The 14,927-nt window shown below is 74.2% G+C and carries 13 protein-coding genes; 10 read left to right on the top strand and 3 right to left on the bottom strand.

The window, feature by feature from the left end; translation table 11 throughout:
* Nucleotides 1-79: 79 nt before the first annotated feature.
* Together ACFCXS_RS16930 and ACFCXS_RS16935 are read left to right on the top strand one after the other, a co-directional pair.
* Nucleotides 80-1,738, top strand: coding sequence for a serine/threonine-protein kinase (locus tag ACFCXS_RS16930; protein ID WP_376644107.1), 1,659 nt, complete (start codon nucleotides 80-82; stop codon nucleotides 1,736-1,738).
* Nucleotides 1,735-2,754: a hypothetical protein gene (locus tag ACFCXS_RS16935; RefSeq protein ID WP_376644108.1), complete on the top strand. Its 1,020-nt coding sequence runs from the start codon at nucleotides 1,735-1,737 to the stop codon at nucleotides 2,752-2,754. Before ACFCXS_RS16930 ends, ACFCXS_RS16935 begins: the two co-directional genes overlap by 4 nt.
* Before the next feature lie 127 nt (nucleotides 2,755-2,881).
* Here the strand turns inward: ACFCXS_RS16935 and ACFCXS_RS16940 are convergent, their stop codons facing one another.
* The gene (locus ACFCXS_RS16940) at nucleotides 2,882-3,460 is read right to left on the bottom strand and encodes a TetR/AcrR family transcriptional regulator (protein ID WP_376644109.1); all 579 of its coding nucleotides are present in this window, start codon (nucleotides 3,458-3,460) and stop codon (nucleotides 2,882-2,884) included.
* Nucleotides 3,461-3,701: 241 nt separating this feature from the next.
* On the opposite strand from ACFCXS_RS16940, the gene ACFCXS_RS16945 reads away from it, so the two are divergent.
* The 4 genes from ACFCXS_RS16945 to ACFCXS_RS16960 are packed head-to-tail and all read left to right on the top strand — an operon-like array spanning nucleotide 3,702 to nucleotide 8,485.
* Nucleotides 3,702-4,247 (top strand): (2Fe-2S)-binding protein, encoded by a 546-nt coding sequence (locus ACFCXS_RS16945; protein ID WP_376644110.1) that lies wholly within the window; start codon nucleotides 3,702-3,704, stop codon nucleotides 4,245-4,247.
* The gene (locus ACFCXS_RS16950; protein WP_376644111.1) at nucleotides 4,244-5,236 is read left to right on the top strand and encodes an FAD binding domain-containing protein; all 993 of its coding nucleotides are present in this window, start codon (nucleotides 4,244-4,246) and stop codon (nucleotides 5,234-5,236) included. The genes ACFCXS_RS16945 and ACFCXS_RS16950 overlap by 4 nt, the downstream gene beginning before the upstream one ends.
* Nucleotides 5,233-7,368, top strand: a complete 2,136-nt coding sequence (locus ACFCXS_RS16955; protein ID WP_376644112.1) for a xanthine dehydrogenase family protein molybdopterin-binding subunit — start codon at nucleotides 5,233-5,235, stop codon at nucleotides 7,366-7,368. Before ACFCXS_RS16950 ends, ACFCXS_RS16955 begins: the two co-directional genes overlap by 4 nt.
* Complete coding sequence (locus tag ACFCXS_RS16960; RefSeq protein ID WP_376644113.1) at nucleotides 7,361-8,485, top strand: XdhC family protein; 1,125 nt, start codon at nucleotides 7,361-7,363, stop codon at nucleotides 8,483-8,485. Before ACFCXS_RS16955 ends, ACFCXS_RS16960 begins: the two co-directional genes overlap by 8 nt.
* An 80-nt stretch (nucleotides 8,486-8,565) precedes the next feature.
* On the opposite strand, the gene ACFCXS_RS16965 is transcribed toward ACFCXS_RS16960, so the two are convergent.
* Nucleotides 8,566-9,129, bottom strand: coding sequence for an NAD(P)H-dependent oxidoreductase (locus ACFCXS_RS16965; RefSeq protein ID WP_030851110.1), 564 nt, complete (start codon nucleotides 9,127-9,129; stop codon nucleotides 8,566-8,568).
* A gap of 125 nt (nucleotides 9,130-9,254) precedes the next feature.
* On the opposite strand from ACFCXS_RS16965, the gene ACFCXS_RS16970 reads away from it, so the two are divergent.
* The 3 genes from ACFCXS_RS16970 to ACFCXS_RS16980 all read left to right on the top strand — a co-directional run bounded on the left by ACFCXS_RS16970 (nucleotide 9,255) and on the right by ACFCXS_RS16980 (nucleotide 12,900).
* A complete protein-coding gene (locus ACFCXS_RS16970; protein ID WP_376644114.1) occupies nucleotides 9,255-9,926 on the top strand; it encodes a TetR/AcrR family transcriptional regulator in 672 nt (223 codons plus the stop codon).
* A gap of 79 nt (nucleotides 9,927-10,005) precedes the next feature.
* Nucleotides 10,006-11,055: a LacI family DNA-binding transcriptional regulator gene (locus tag ACFCXS_RS16975; protein WP_376644115.1), complete on the top strand. Its 1,050-nt coding sequence runs from the start codon at nucleotides 10,006-10,008 to the stop codon at nucleotides 11,053-11,055.
* Between the two features lie 408 nt (nucleotides 11,056-11,463).
* Nucleotides 11,464-12,900: a benzaldehyde dehydrogenase gene (locus tag ACFCXS_RS16980; protein ID WP_376644116.1), complete on the top strand. Its 1,437-nt coding sequence runs from the start codon at nucleotides 11,464-11,466 to the stop codon at nucleotides 12,898-12,900.
* 57 nt (nucleotides 12,901-12,957) lie between these two features.
* On the opposite strand, the gene trxA is transcribed toward ACFCXS_RS16980, so the two are convergent.
* Nucleotides 12,958-13,338 carry a thioredoxin gene (gene trxA, locus ACFCXS_RS16985; protein ID WP_376644117.1) on the bottom strand — a complete coding sequence of 127 codons (381 nt, stop codon included), beginning with the start codon at nucleotides 13,336-13,338 and terminating at the stop codon, nucleotides 12,958-12,960.
* A 119-nt stretch (nucleotides 13,339-13,457) separates the two neighbouring features.
* Here trxA and ACFCXS_RS16990 point away from each other — a divergent pair, with 119 nt between their 5' ends.
* Nucleotides 13,458-14,888, top strand: coding sequence for a dihydrolipoyl dehydrogenase family protein (locus ACFCXS_RS16990; protein WP_376644118.1), 1,431 nt, complete (start codon nucleotides 13,458-13,460; stop codon nucleotides 14,886-14,888).
* Nucleotides 14,889-14,927 lie beyond the last annotated feature (39 nt).

The following is a 14,927-nucleotide window of genomic DNA, read 5'->3' on the forward strand; positions in this document are numbered from 1 at the left end:
GCCACGCAACAGAAGTGGCCGAAAAATGTGTCTCCGAGCGTGTCCGGCCGCTGGGGAGCGGCCGCCTTGGGGGGCTGAGATGAACACATGGGCGGTGCCCGGGTACACCGAGTCGCTCGAACTCGGGGCAGGGGCCGGCGGCCGGGTGGTCCTCGCCGTGCACGAGGAGACCGGTGTGCCGGTCGCCGTGAAGTACCTCAGCGAGTCGCTGCGCACCCGGGCCGGGTTCGTAAGCGGCTTCCGGGCCGAGGCACGACTGCTCGGCGGCCTGGGGAGCCCTCATGTCGCCCGGCTGTACGAGTACGTGGAGAGCCCGGACGGCGCCGCCATCGTGATGGAGCTGGTCGACGGCCTCCCGCTGCGCACGCTGCTCCGGCAGGAGGGCCCCCTCGCTCCGGAGGCCGCGCTCGTCGTCCTCAAGGGATCGCTGCTCGGTCTGGCCGACGCGCACCACCTCGGTGTCGTCCACCGCGACTACAAGCCGGAGAACGTCCTGGTCGGGCCGGACGGGTACTCCAAACTCGTCGACTTCGGCATCGCCGTGGACGCGGGCACCAGCGCCGGTGTGGCGGGAACCCCCTCCTACATGGCCCCCGAGCAGTGGACCGGCGCACCCGCCTCGCCCGCCTCCGACGTCTACGCGGCCACGGCCACCTTCTTCGAGTGCCTGACGGGGCACAAGCCGTACGACGGCGACAACCTCGCTGAGCTCGCGCTGCGGCACCTCGACGCGCCCGTCCCCGCCGAGGAGGTTCCCGACCCGGTGCGGGAGCTGGTGCGGCGCGGTCTGGCCAAGGACCCGGCGGAACGCCCCGCGCAGGCCGAGGCCTTCGTCACCGAACTGGAGTCGCTCGCCGGTGCCGCCTACGGCACCGACTGGGAGGAACGCGGCCGGGGACGGCTCGCCGCGCTGGTGGCCCTGCTGCCGCTGCTCCTTCCCTCGGCCCGCACGGCACCCCGGAGCACCACGGACACCGCTCGCACGGTGCTGAGCCGGACACCGAACCCCGGCCGGGCCCACCCGTGGCTGCCCGGCCGCCCCGGACTGCTCGTGTCCGCCGCCGCCGTGCTGCTCGGTGCGCTCCTGACGTACGGGCTTCCGTTCGACCCCGGGACCGCGGCGCAGCGGTCGGCGCAGGCCCTGGCCACCACCAGCGCCGGGTCCGGGGCGGGCCCGACGGCGTCCGCCGCCCCGGCCGCCTCCTCCCCGTCCGCCTCTTCCACGGCCTCGGCCGCACAGTCGCCGTCCCCCACCGTGCCGGCATCGGACCCGGCGACCACCGGCACCGGTGCGCCGACGGCCTCGGCCGCCCCGCCCGGCGGCGAGCCGACGACCGCTCCCGCCGCGACGACCACCGCACCCCCCACCGCGACGACGCCGACGACCACGGCCCCTGCGCCGCCCACCGGTGCCGCCGTCAAGGACGTCACCGTGACGGCCTTCCGGCAGACCGGCCCCACGACCGCAACGGCGACCCTCGGCATCACCACGGACGGCACCGGCCCGGTCTCCATCACCGTCTCCTGGTTCACGGGCGACATCGCGGGACAGCCGGGCACGGCGGACGGCACGTCCCAGACCTTCGAGCGCAGCGGCGCCACCCAGTACACGCTCGGCGTCGACCACACCTTCCGGAACCTCGGCTGCTACTGGACGATGCAGGCCACCACCACCCCGGCCGCCGCCGACGGCGGCGCCTCGCAGCAACTCCTGACCAGGCGGTGCGACCTGCGATGACCGCACACGACGACGACCGCACCGCCGCACCGACGACCGACGACGAGCGGACGGAGGTGCTCGGCCCTGCGGGCGAGCGGACGGTGGTGCTGGGTTCTGCGGGCGAGCGGATGGAGGTGCTGGGTTCTGCGGGCGAGCGGATGGAGGTGCTGGGTTCTGCGGGCGAGCAGACGACGGTGCTCGGTCCCGCCGGCGAGCGGACGGTGGTGCTGGGTTCTGCGGGCGAGCGGACGGAGGTGCTCGGCCCTGCGGGCGAGCAGACGACGGTGCGGGGTCCCGCCGGCGAGCAGACGAGGGTGATCGGTCCCGCCGGTGAGCGGACCGCGGTGCTCGGTCACGCCGGTGAACGGTCCGAGGCGCCGGGGTCCCCCGCCGGCCGGAACCCGACGCTCGGAGCCGACGCGGAGTACAGCGCCACCGTCCTCGCCGGCCACTGGGTCCAGCGGCCCGGAGACGACGAGACCCTCGCGGAACAGGCGGTGACGGAGAAGGCGCCTGTCCGGCCGGCGCCCCCCGACCGGGTCGAAGGAGCCGTGCTGCGCTTCGGCCCGGGAGTGACCGCCGCCGTTCACCAGCGCACCCACCGGACCCTTCCCGCCGTCCCGCCGCCTCCCGCGCCCCGGCAGCGACGGCTGCGCAGGCACGCCCTCCCCGCGCTGGTACTGCTCTGCGTCCTCGCGTTCCTCGCCTGGCAGCGCCTCGGGCCGCCCCTGGCGGTGAGCACGGTGACGGTCACGGCCCGGCCGGGGTCCCTGGGCTGCGACGGCACCGCGGACCTCGTCGCCCAGGTCACCACCAACGGCCGCCCGGGCACGTTGTCCTACCGCTGGATCCGGAGCGACGGCACCGCCTCGGGCGTACTGAAGGAAGGGCTGACCCGGGGACAGCGGCACGCACGCCTTCACCTGCGCTGGACCTTCCAGGGCCCGGGACACCGGACGGCCCGGGCCGAACTGCGCATCCTCTCCGGGACCCCGCGCACGGTCACCACCGGCTTCACGTACGACTGCCCCTGACCGGGAGGCACCTGACCGGGAGGCACCCCCGTGCGGGCGGTCCGGACACGTCACGTCCGGGGTCCGCCCCGGGCCCGGCGGGTGCGTATCCCGAAGCCTGCCCGCCGAAGGCCTCGCGCCTCGCGCCTCACCTCCCGGGCGCTCCCACGCGCAGCCCGTCCATGACGAAATCCAGCAGACGGGTGGCGCGGGGCTGCCAGTCGGTGCCGGGGGGCAGCGTCCAGAGCCCGCCGATGACGAGGAAGAGGTCGTCCGCGGTGATGCCCGGGCGGATGGTGCCGGCCTTCTCCGCGGCCCGGAGCAGCAGTTCGGCCGCCTCGGTCACCGGGGTGTGCCGGGGCTTCTCCGGCTGTCCCGGTGCGCTGGTGGCCTGGCGGAGCGCGTCGGCCAGGCCCGCCTTGGCCAGGGCGAACCGCGCCAGCCGGTCCAGCCACTCACGCAGCGCCCGGTCGGGCTCCCGGCTCTCCAGCAGCGGCGCCGCGGTGCCGGCGACCTGCTGCATCTCGTGCCGGTAGACCTCCAGGACGAGTGCCTCGCGGGTGGGGAAGTGGCGGTAGAAGGTGCCCTGCCCGACGCCCGCCTTCTTGGCGATCGCGCTCAGCGGGACGTCCGCCGAACGTGTCAGTTCCTCCAGCGCCACTTCCAGGATGCGCTCGCGGTTGCGGAGCGCGTCCGAGCGCAGGGGGGCGTCCTTCTTCTGCCGCACTCGTACTCCTCGCGGGCCGTGGCCGGAACCGGACCTTGCTAAGCGGACAGCTGTCCGTTACGTTTCCCGAGTAGCGGACAAGTGTCCGCTTGTTTCATCGTAGCGGCGGGCCACCCGTGCGGGCAGCCCGTGCCGGTTACTCCGCGCGCGGGCACGCCGCGTCCCGCCCGGTCGCGGACCGGCACCACCACCCGCAGCGCCCCCGCCCCCCTTGCCCGGCGATGTGAGAGAGAAGGCTTCCATGCCCCCATCGACGTCCAGCGACCTCACCCTGTCCGTCAACGGCGAGAAGTACACGCTGACCGTCGACCACCGCACCACCCTGCTCGACGCCCTGCGCGAACGACTCGACATGACGGGCACCAAGAAGGGCTGCGACCAGGGCCAGTGCGGTGCCTGCACGGTCCTGCTCGACGGCCGCCGCAGCCTGGCCTGCCTCCAGCTCGCCGTGGCCGCGGAGGGGCGCGAGGTCACCACCATCGAAGGCGTGGCCGAGGGCGGGCGACTGCACCCCGTGCAGCAGGCGTTCCTCGACCTGGACGGGTTCCAGTGCGGCTACTGCACACCGGGTCAGATCTGCTCGGCCATCGCCGTGATCGAGGAGCACGCGGCCGGCTGGCCGAGCGCGGTCACCGGCGACGTCCGGCCCGAGGCGGGACCACCGCCACTGACCCCGGAGGAGATCCGCGAGCGCATGAGCGGCAACCTGTGCCGCTGCGGCGCCTACGTGTCGATCGTCCAGGCCGTTTCCCGGGCCGCCGAAGAGACCAAGGGGGCTGTGGCATGAGGGAGTTCGGCTACCGGCGCGCGTACGACGTCTCCGGCGCCCTGGCGCTGCTCGACGGCGACGGGGAAGCCCGCTTCCTGGGCGGCGGCACCAACCTCGTCGACCTGATGAAGACCGGCGTCGAACGGCCCGCCCGGCTCGTCGACGTACGCGAACTGCCCCTGAACCGCGTCGAGCCGGCCGAGGACGGCGGGCTGCGCATCGGGGCGACCGTCACCAACAGCGACCTCGCCGCCCACCCCGAGGTCCGCCGCCGCTACCCGGCCCTCGCGCAGGCCGTGCTGGCCGGAGCCTCCGGGCAGTTGCGCAACATGGCCACCGTCGGCGGCAACCTCCTCCAGCGCACCCGCTGCGGCTATTTCGCCGACGTCACCTCCCCCTGCAACAAGCGTGATCCCGGCAGCGGCTGCCCCGCGATCGCGGGCGAGCACCACAACCACGCCGTCCTGGGCGCCTCCGGTCACTGCGTGGCCACCCACCCCTCCGACATGGGCGTGGCCCTGACCGCCCTCGACGCGCGCGTCTCGTACGAAACGGCCGCCGGTGCGGGCGAGTTGCCGCTCGCCGAGTTCTACCTGCCGGTGGGGGAGACCCCGCACCTGGAGACAGCCCTGCCGCCGGGTGCGCTCATCACCGGCGTGACCCTCCCGGCCGACGACACAGCGGCCAACTCCCGCTACCGCAAGGTGCGCGAGCGGGCCTCGTACGCCTTCGCCATCGGCTCCGTGGCCGCCGCGCTCGACGTACGGGACGGCCGTGTCCGCGACGTGCGCCTGGCGTTCGGCGCGGTCGCCTCCCGCCCCTGGCGCGCCCGCACGGCCGAACGCGCGCTGACCGGAGGCCCGGCCGACGCGGAGCACTTCGCCGCCGCCGCGGACGCCGAACTGGCGGCCGCCCGGCCCCTGCCCCACAACGGATACAAGGTGACCCTGATGCGCAACCTCGTCGTGGCCGTGCTGAGCGAACTCGCCGAGGAGGCCGCCCGATGACCACGGCCACCCGGGGCAACGCCGGCACCAGCACCCGGGCCGGCGCCGGCACCGCGCACACCCGCGTCGAAGGCCGCGACAAGGTCACCGGCGCGGCCCGCTACGCCGGGGAGATCCCCTTCGCGAACCTCGCCCAGGGCTGGCTCGTGCTGTCGACCGTGGCCCGCGGCCGCGTCCGCGCCCTGGACACCGACGCCGTGCTCGCGATGCCCGGCGTCCTGACCGTGCTCCACCACGGCAACGCCCCGCGCGTCCACACCGCCTTCACCGGCATCATGGGCGTCGCGCCGGACCCGAGCACCGGCATCTTCCAGCACGACCGGGTGCCGCACATGGGCTGGCCGGTGGCCCTGGTCGTCGCCGAGACGTCCGAGCAGGCCCGGGAGGCCGCCGCGGCCCTCGTGGTGCGCTACGACCGGGAGTCGCACGACGTCGCGTTCTCCGCGCGGCGCGAGTCCGAGGCCTACCCGCTCGACGGGCACATGCCGGCCGTGGTGGAAAAGGGCGACCTGGAGGCCGAACTGGCGGGTTCCGCCGTCGTGGTGGACGCGGAGTACACCACTCCGGAGGAGCACCACAACCCGATGGAGCCGCACGCGGCTGCGGCCCGGTGGGAGGGCGGCCGGCTGGAGGTCGTCGACTCCAACCAGGGCACCGGCTGGGTCGCCCACGAGCTCGCGAACCTCTTCTCCCTCGACCCGGCCTCCGTGCGGGTCCGCTCCGAACACGTCGGCGGCGGGTTCGGCAGCAAGGGCACCCGGGCGCACCAGGTGGCCGCCGTGATGGCCGCGACCGTGCTGCAGCGCCCCGTACGGGTCGTCCTGACCCGCCGGCAGATGTTCTCCCTCGCCGGCCACCGCAGCCCCACCGCCCAGCGCGTCAGGCTCGGTGCCGACGCGGACGGGCGGCTTCGTGCCCTGGAGCACCGGTCGCTGAACCAGACCTCGACCGTGCACGACTTCGTCGAGCCGAGCGCCGCGGCGAGCCGGTCGATGTACGCCGCCGACGCCCATCACACCACCATCCGGCTGGTGAAACTCGACGTCCCCACCCCGACCTGGATGCGCGCTCCGGGTGAGGCGCCGGGCTCGTTCGCGCTGGAGTCGGCACTCGACGAGCTCGCCGAGCGGTGCGGCATCGACCCGATCGAGCTGCGGGTCCGCAACGAGCCCGCGGTCGGCCCGGTGTCCGGGCTGCCGTTCGGCAGCCGCAACCTGATCGCCTGTTTCCGGGAGGGCGCCCGCAGGTTCGGCTGGGACGGGCGGGATCCGCGGCCCGGCGTGCGCCGGGAGGGCCGCTGGCTGCTCGGCACGGGTACCGCCGCCGCATCCTTCCCGACGCTGGCCATGCCGTCCACGGCCGCCCTGACCGCGGAGACCGACGGCACCTTCACGGTGCGGATCAACGCCGCGGACATCGGCACCGGCGCCAGGACCGCGCTCACCATGATCGCCGCGGACGCGCTGGAGGTGCCCGCGGACCGTGTCCGGGTGCGGATCGGGGACAGTGACCTCGGCGCCGCGTCGATCGCCGGCGGTTCGGCCGGCACCCGCTCCTGGGGCTGGGCCGTCACGGCGGCCGCCCAGGAACTGCGCCGCAGCCTCCCGCCGGGCGCGGACATCCCGCCGGAGGGCGTCACCGTACGGTCGGACACGGCCGAAGCCCTCGGTGCCCTCGCCCGGAAGGAGCGGCACGCCTTCGGGGCCCAGTTCGCCGAGGTCGCCGTCGACCCCGCGACGGGGGAGGTCCGCGTCCGCCGCATGCTGGGCATCTTCGCGGGCGGCCGGATCGTGAACCCGCTCACCGCCCGCAACCAGTTCGTCGGCGGCATGACCTGGGGCATCTCCATGGCCCTGCACGAGGAAGCCGTCCGCGACCGGGCGAGCGGCGGCCTCTACGGCGCCGACCTCGCCGGGTACCACGTCGCCGCGCACGCGGACGTACCGCACATCGAGGCCGACTGGGTCGACGACCACGACCCCGACGACCCGGTGGGCATCAAGGGCATCGGCGAGGTCGGCATCGTGGGCGCGGCCGCGGCGGTCGCCAACGCCGTGTGGCACGCGACCGGCGTACGCCACCGGAACCTTCCGATCCGGCCCGATCGCGTGCTGGCGGGCGGCGATGCTTGATCTCGCAGGGCCCCTGCACGGGTGGATCGAGGAGGGCCGGGAGTTCGCCGTCGCCACGGTGGTCGCCGTCGGCGGCAGTGCCCCGCGCCCTCCCGGCGCCGCACTCGCCGTGTGCGGCGACGGCACGGCCGTCGGTTCGGTCTCGGGAGGCTGCGTGGAAGGAGCGGTGTACGACCTGTGCCTCCAGGCCCTCCAGGACGGCGAGACCGTGGTGGAGCGGTTCGGCTACAGCGACGAGGACGCGTTCGCGGTGGGACTGACCTGCGGCGGAACGATCGACGTCATGATCACCCCGTTCCGGGGCGGTCGCCCGGCAGAGACGGCCGCCCTGGCGGCCGTCGTCCGGGAGGAGCCCGTGGCCCTGGCCCGGGTGGCCCGCGGCCCGTCCGGCCTCCTCGGCCGGGCGCTGCTGGTCCGTCCCGACGGCTCGTACGCCGGCGGTCTCGGCGGCGCCCCGGACCTGGACCGTGCCGCGCTCGACCGGGCCCGCGCCCTGCTCGCCACCGGGCGCACCGGCGCGGTGGAACTCTCCGAGGACGGGTCGCACTGCCCAGGCGGTCTCACGCTGTTCGTCGAGTCGGCCGCCCCTGCGCCCCGCATGATCGTCTTCGGTGCGATCGACTTCGCGGCGGCCCTGGCCCGGGCGGGGAAGTTCCTCGGCTACCACGTCACCGTGTGTGACGCCCGGCCCGTCTTCGCGACCCGGGCCCGCTTTCCCGAGGCCGACGAGATCGTCGTCGACTGGCCCGACCGCTATCTGCGGCGCACGAGGACCGACGGGCGAACGGTGCTGTGCGTCCTGACCCACGACGCGAAGTTCGACGTCCCCCTGCTGGCGGAGGCGCTGCGGCTGCCCGTCGCCTACGTCGGCGCCATGGGCTCCCGCCGGACCCACGAGGACCGCGAACGGCGGCTGCGGGAGGCGGGCGTGAGCGAGCGCGAGCTGGCCCGGCTCAGGTCTCCGATCGGACTGGACCTGGGGGCCCGTACGCCCGAGGAGACCGCCGTGTCGATCGCGGCGGAGATCATCGCGGCACGGCACGGCGGCACGGGGGAGCCGCTCACCGGCTCGGTCAGGCCGATCCACCGCCCTGAACGTGAGCCCCAGCCGGTCTGAAGGGGTGGCTGCCCGCCGACGTGCCGCAGGGGCCGGGGCCGTTTCCGGCCCCGGCCCCTGCATGGGCGCGAGGTGAGGCGTCAGGCCGCGGCGGGCTCCGAGGCGTGACCGTGCAGACGGGCGATGACCTCGGTCAGCTGCTCGGCGACCTCGGCGTCGTCGGCCGGGTGCGTCTCGGCGAAGCGGGTCATCGAGCCGGGGATGGACAGCTTGACGTCCTCCAGGACCTTGCCACCGGCCACACCCACGGACTTGCGGGTCTCGTCGTGCGCCCAGACACCGCCGTACTGGCCGAACGCGGTGCCGACCACGGCGACCGGCTTGCCGCTGAGGGCACCGGCACCGTACGGGCGGGACAGCCAGTCGATGGCGTTCTTCAGCACGGCCGGGATGGTGCCGTTGTACTCGGGGGTGAACAGGATCAGGCCGTCGGCGGCGTTCGCGGCCTCACGCAGCCGCGCGGCGGCGGCCGGGACGCTACCCTCCACGTCGATGTCCTCGTTGTAGAAGGGAATCTCGGCCAGACCCTCGAAGAGGTTCACCTCGGCACCTTCGGGGGCGAGCTTGACGGCCGCCTCGGCGAGCTGGCGGTTGTGCGAACCGGCACGGAGGCTGCCGACGAGGGCGAGGATACGAACGGACATGCTGACTCCCACATCTGAGGCGCTGCTCTGAGGACTGATGGCATCCGGACCGGAGTCCGTTTAATGTTCTAGCATCCTAACCGGACCGCGGTCCAGTTTTGTTCCCGATGCTTTACGCTGGCTTCATGTCCACCGCCCCGCCCCCCTCCTCGACGCCCCAGGAGCCCGTCGCCCACCCCGAGCTGCTGCAGCTCGGCACCGCACTGGAGGGCGACGAGCCGTGCCTGCGGGCGGACGCCGCGCGCAACCGCGCCAGGCTGCTGGAGGCCGCGGGGCGGCTGGTGGCGGAGCGCGGCGCCGAGGCCGTCACCATGGAGGCCGTGGCCGCCGAGGCCTGCGTCGGCAAGGGCACGGTCTTCCGCAGGTTCGGCGACCGCACGGGCCTGCTGACGGCGCTGCTCGACCACTCCGAGAAGAAGTTCCAGGCCGCCTTCCTCGGCGGCCCGCCGCCGCTCGGACCCGGAGCGCCGCCCGTGGAGCGGCTGCGGGCGTTCGGCTGCGCGATGCTGCGCCGCTCCGCCGACGAGCTGGATCTGCAGCTGGCGGCCGAACCCGGCGCACACCGCCGCTTCGTGGTCCCGGCCCGCCGCGTACTGCGGCACCACATCGAGATGCTGCTGCGCCAGGCCGCCCCCGACGCGGACTGCGATCTCCTCTCCCACGCGCTGATGGGCCAGCTGGACCCGGCCCTGATCCACCACCTGACCAGGCAGTGCCAGGTGCCCCTGGCCCGGCTGGAGGCCGCGTGGGTCGACCTGGTCGACCGGGTGACGGGTGCGGGCACCGCCTGCCGTTAGGCGCCCGCCGTACCCCGTGAGCGCTCACGGGTTTCTCACAACTCCCCCGCCGGACGGCCGCATTGGGGCTTCTGCCAAGATGCCGTACGTCATGGTGCAGATACCGAAAACGCCCGCGCCCCCGTCCCCCGCACCGTCGCGCTCCGTGCCCACGAGCGCCGATGTGGCCCGCCTGGCCGGCGTCTCGCGCGCGACCGTCTCCTACGTCCTCAACAACACCAGTGCCGTACGGATCAGCGAACCCACCCGCCGTCGCGTGCACGAGGCCGCGAAGGAGCTGGGGTACGTTCCCCACGCCGCGGCCCGCAGTCTGCGCGCCGGGCACAGCCGCATGGTCCTGATCCCGGCGCCGACCTTCCCCGTCGGCCCGCTCTACAGCCGGTTCCTCACCGACCTCCAGGGATCGCTCGCCGCCCTGGACTACACCGTCGTGCAGCACGGCACCGGTGGCCCGCACGGCGACGAAGCCGCCCGCGCCTGGGCCGAGTTGCGGCCGGTGGCCGTGCTCGTGCCCGGCTCCGGGCTGGGCCCGCGCGGGGTGGCGGTGCTCAAGCGATCGGGGGCGCGGGCCGTGGTCACCCTCGGCCCCGAGACCATCGAGGGCGCGCACGCGCTGCTCATGGACCACGACGTGGTCGGACACAGCGCGGGCGCCCACCTCTACGACCGCGGCAGACGCCGGATCGGCGTCGTCGTCCCGCAGGAGTCCGGACTCGAGGCGTTCTCCGCACCCCGCCTCGACGGCGTCCGCCAGTCGGTGCGCGGCACGGACGCCACCGTGACCGAACTGCCCCTCGCCTACGACGAGCAGGCCGCGGCGCTCCTCGCCGCCCGCTGGCGCACACTCGGCCTGGACGCCGTGTTCACCTACAACGACGAGTACGCGATGCTGCTGATGCGGGCCCTGCTGGACGAGGGCATCCGCATCCCCGAGGAGACGGCCGTGATCGGGGCCGACGACCTGATGCTCGGGCGGCTGCTGCGGCCCCGGCTCAGCACGGTCCGCCTGCGGCTGCCGTCCGGACGTGAACTCGCCGAACTGGTGGACCGGGCGGTTCGCAATCCCGCCACCGAGCCCGAGGCGCACAAGGTGCTGGGGGCGACGGTGCTGCACCGCGAATCGAGCTGACCCGGCGGCCACGTCGTTCCGCCGGATCGCAGGTGCCGGTCGTCAGGCGCCGGCCGCCGTCCGGCAGAGGGCCGGCGCTGGACGCCCTCCGGCAGCGGGCGAGCGCCGTCCGCCGATCCACAATCGGCGGACGGCGGTGGCCGGACGCCGGACGGCACCGCCGGACGCCGGACGGCACCGGTCGGACGCCGGACGCCACGCGGCAATCGGAGGACGGTCCGGTCTGCGGGCGCGGCAGGGCATAGGATGTTGCATGCTCAACAAAACGGGGACGCGTTCCTGCGCGGGCCGCGGCGCGCACCGTCGCGCCCGCTCGGCGCGTTCCGCCATGTGACCGCCGAACCGGCCGCGCACGCACGGGAATTCCGCTCGCCCGTCAGCCGGTGACCGATCGATCGGAGAGCCGTCATGCCGTTGCTCGACACGAAAACCTGGCAGCCCCGCAGCCTCGCGGGACCCGGGTACACCGTCACCGAGCCCGCCACCGGCCAAGCCCTCGGCACTCTCGCCCTCGCCGGCCCCGAGGACGTCGAAGCCGCCGCCGGGCGGGCCGCCACCGCCCAGACCGCCTGGGCGCACACCCCGCACTTCGCCCGTGCCGCCGTGCTCCGCAAGGCCGGCGACCTCTTCACCGAGCACGCCGCCGAACTGCGCGAATGGCTCGTCCGCGAATCGGGTTCCGTGCCCGGCAAGGCCGACTTCGAGCTGCATGTCGCAGCCCAGGAGTGCTACGAGGCCGCCGCGCTCGCCTCCCGCCCGGCCGGACAGGTGCTGCCCAGCGAGGCGCCGCGCCTTTCGTACACGCGCCGCGTGCCGGCCGGCGTGGTCGGCGTGATCTCGCCGTTCAACGCCCCCCTGATCCTGTCCATCCGCTCCGTCGCACCGGCCCTGGCGCTGGGCAACGCGGTCCTGCTGAAGCCGGACCCGCGCACGGCCGTCTGCGGAGGACTGTCCCTCGCCGCCGTCTTCGCCGCCGCGGGCCTGCCGGAGGACCTGCTGCACGTGCTGCCCGGAGGCCCGGACGCCGGACAGGCCCTGGTCGCCGACCCCCGTGTGCCGATCATCTCCTTCACCGGCTCCACCGCCGCCGGACGCGCCGTGGGCGAGGCCGCGGGCCGTCACCTCAAGCGGGCCCACCTGGAACTGGGCGGCAACTCGGCCATGATCGTGCTGGAGGACGCCGATCTCGACGCGGTGATCTCCACGGCCGCCTGGGGCTCGTTCTTCCACCAGGGCCAGATCTGCATGACCACCGGACGCCATCTGGTGCACGCGTCCCTCTACGACGAGTACGTCGAGCGCCTGGCCGCCAAGGCCGACTCTCTCGCCGTCGGCGACCCGCACCGGGACCAGGTCCACCTGGGCCCCATCATCGACTCCGGCCAGCTCGGCAAGATCAGCGGTCTGGTCGAGGCCAGCACGGCCGCGGGCGCGAAGCTCGCCGCCGGCGGCACCCACGACAGGCTCTTCTACCGGCCGACGGTCCTCGCCCACGTCGACGACCGCACCCCCGCGTACACGGAGGAGGTCTTCGGCCCGGTCGCGCCCGTCCGCTCCTTCACCACGCCCGACGAGGCGGCGGCCCTGGCCGCGCAGAGCCCGTACGGCCTCTCCCTGGGCATCGTCACCAGGGACCCGGCCCGCGGCCTCGACCTCGCCGAGCGCATCCCGACCGGCATCGTCCACATCAACGACCAGACGGTGAACGACGAGGCCGTGGCGCCCTTCGGCGGGGTCGCCGCATCCGGCACCGGCGCCCGCTTCGGCGGCGAGGCCAACCTGGAGGCCTTCACCGAACTGCGCTGGACGACGGTACGCGCAGACGTCGCCCCGTACCCCTTCTAGAGCCCCGCACGAGAGGCCGGGTGCGGGAGGGCCCGGCCGTCCGGGCCCCCGGCCGGGTCACTCGGCCGGCTGCTGGGCCTGCTGCTCGGCGACCGCCTTGCGCACCTCGTCCATGTCGAGGTTGCGGGCCTGCCCGATGACGTCCGTCAGGGCGGCCTCGGGCAGGGCGCCGGGCTGCGCGAACACGGCGACCTGGTCACGGACGATCATCAGCGTGGGAATGGACTGGATACCGAAGGCCGCGGCCAGCTCGGGCTGCGCCTCGGTGTCCACCTTGCCGAACACCAGGTCCGGGTTCTCCCTGGCCGCCTTCTCGTACACCGGGGCGAACTGCTTGCACGGCCCGCACCAGTCGGCCCAGAAGTCGATCAAAACGAACTCGTTGTCCGTGACCGTCTGGTCGAAGTTCTCCTTGGTGAGCTCCACGGTGCTGCTCATGGCGTACATCCCTCTTCCTGGTGTGGGGTCAAGCCGTCAGCACAACACGGCCGACCGGACACGTATTCCGCGCCCCTACCCATGTGGCCAGCGCGCACACCACCCACCAGACTGACCCCATGACGGAAACGGAAACCAACACGTACGACGTCGTGGTGCTCGGTGCCGGGCCCGTGGGGGAGAACGTCGCCGACCGCACCCGCGCCGCCGGACTGACCACCGCGGTCGTGGAGAGCGAACTGGTCGGCGGTGAATGCTCCTACTGGGCCTGCATGCCCAGCAAGGCCCTGCTGCGACCGGTCATCGCCCGCGCGGACGCCCGCCGCGTCCCGGGCCTGCGCCAGTCGGTCCAGGGACCCCTCGACGCGGCCGCGGTCCTCGCCCATCGCGACTACTACACCTCGAACTGGACGGACGACGGCCAGGTCGGCTGGCTCGACTCCATCGGCGCCGCCCTGTACCGCGGCCATGGCCGCCTCACCGGCCCCCGCACCGTGACGGTCACCGGCCCCGACGGCGCAGAGCACGTCCTGACCGCCCGGCAGGCCGTCGCCGTCTGCACCGGCAGCCGCGCCGCCCTGCCCGCCCTGCCCGGGCTCGACGCCGTCAAGCCGTGGACCAGCCGGGAGGCCACCAGCTCCAAGACCGTGCCCGGCCGGCTGATCGTGATCGGCGGCGGCGTGGTCGCCACCGAGATGGCCACCGTCTGGCAGGCCCTCGGCTCGCAGGTCACCCTGCTGGTCCGGGGCAAGGGCCTGCTGCCCCGCATGGAGCCGTTCGCCGGGGAACTGATCGCCGAGGCGCTCACGGAGGCCGGCGCGGACGTCCGTACGGGCACCTCGGTGGAGTCGGTGACCCGGGAGAACGGAACCGTCGTGGCCGTCACCGGCACGGGCGACCGCATCGAGGCCGACGAGATCCTCTTCGCCACCGGCCGCGCCCCGCGCACCGACGACATCGGCCTGGAGACGATCGGCCTCGACCCCGGCTCGTGGCTGCCGGTCGACGACAGCCTCCGCGTGGACGGCCACGACTGGCTGTACGCGGTCGGCGACGTCAACCACCGGGCCCTCCTCACCCACCAGGGCAAGTACCAGGCCCGCATCGCGGGCGCCGCCATCGCCGCACGCGCCACCGGGGAGACCCTCCTGGCCGAGCCCTGGGGCGCCCACGCCGCGACCGCCGACCACGCCGCCGTCCCGCAGGTCGTCTTCACCGACCCGGAGGCGGCGGCCGTCGGCCTCTCCCTGGCCGAGGCGGAGCAGGCCGGTCACCGGGTGAAGGCCGTCGACGTCGACCTGTCCACCGTCGCCGGGGCCGGCCTGTACGCCGACGGCTATCAGGGCCGCGCCCGCATGGTCGTCGACGTCGAGGAAGAGATCCTGCGCGGCGTCACCCTCGTCGGCCCCGGCGTCGGCGAACTCATCCACTCCGCGACCATCGCGGTCGCCGGCCAGGTCCCGGTCAGCCGCCTGTGGCACGCCGTCCCGTCCTACCCGACGATCAGCGAGGTGTGGCTGCGGCTGCTGGAGGCGTACCGCGACGCCTGACCCGCGGCCCGTCCGGCGCCCCGCGCCGGACGGCCCCGG

Origin of the sequence: Streptomyces sp. NPDC056373 (assembly GCF_042262425.1) — a bacterium.
Taxonomy (GTDB): domain Bacteria; phylum Actinomycetota; class Actinomycetes; order Streptomycetales; family Streptomycetaceae; genus Streptomyces.

What these genes read in the sequence shown, in the direction of transcription:
- ACFCXS_RS16960 (WP_376644113.1), top strand. Translation starts at nt 7,361, where the DNA reads ATGCTTGATCTCGCAGGGCCCCTGCACGGGTGGATCGAGGAGGGCCGG.
- ACFCXS_RS16965 (WP_030851110.1), bottom strand. Translation starts at nt 9,129, where the DNA reads ATGTCCGTTCGTATCCTCGCCCTCGTCGGCAGCCTCCGTGCCGGTTCG.
- ACFCXS_RS16950 (WP_376644111.1), top strand. Translation starts at nt 4,244, where the DNA reads ATGAGGGAGTTCGGCTACCGGCGCGCGTACGACGTCTCCGGCGCCCTG.
- trxA (WP_376644117.1), bottom strand. Translation starts at nt 13,338, where the DNA reads ATGAGCAGCACCGTGGAGCTCACCAAGGAGAACTTCGACCAGACGGTC.
- ACFCXS_RS16930 (WP_376644107.1), top strand. Translation starts at nt 80, where the DNA reads ATGAACACATGGGCGGTGCCCGGGTACACCGAGTCGCTCGAACTCGGG.
- ACFCXS_RS16955 (WP_376644112.1), top strand. Translation starts at nt 5,233, where the DNA reads ATGACCACGGCCACCCGGGGCAACGCCGGCACCAGCACCCGGGCCGGC.
- ACFCXS_RS16990 (WP_376644118.1), top strand. Translation starts at nt 13,458, where the DNA reads ATGACGGAAACGGAAACCAACACGTACGACGTCGTGGTGCTCGGTGCC.
- ACFCXS_RS16970 (WP_376644114.1), top strand. Translation starts at nt 9,255, where the DNA reads ATGTCCACCGCCCCGCCCCCCTCCTCGACGCCCCAGGAGCCCGTCGCC.
- ACFCXS_RS16935 (WP_376644108.1), top strand. Translation starts at nt 1,735, where the DNA reads ATGACCGCACACGACGACGACCGCACCGCCGCACCGACGACCGACGAC.
- ACFCXS_RS16975 (WP_376644115.1), top strand. Translation starts at nt 10,006, where the DNA reads ATGCCGTACGTCATGGTGCAGATACCGAAAACGCCCGCGCCCCCGTCC.
- ACFCXS_RS16945 (WP_376644110.1), top strand. Translation starts at nt 3,702, where the DNA reads ATGCCCCCATCGACGTCCAGCGACCTCACCCTGTCCGTCAACGGCGAG.
- ACFCXS_RS16980 (WP_376644116.1), top strand. Translation starts at nt 11,464, where the DNA reads ATGCCGTTGCTCGACACGAAAACCTGGCAGCCCCGCAGCCTCGCGGGA.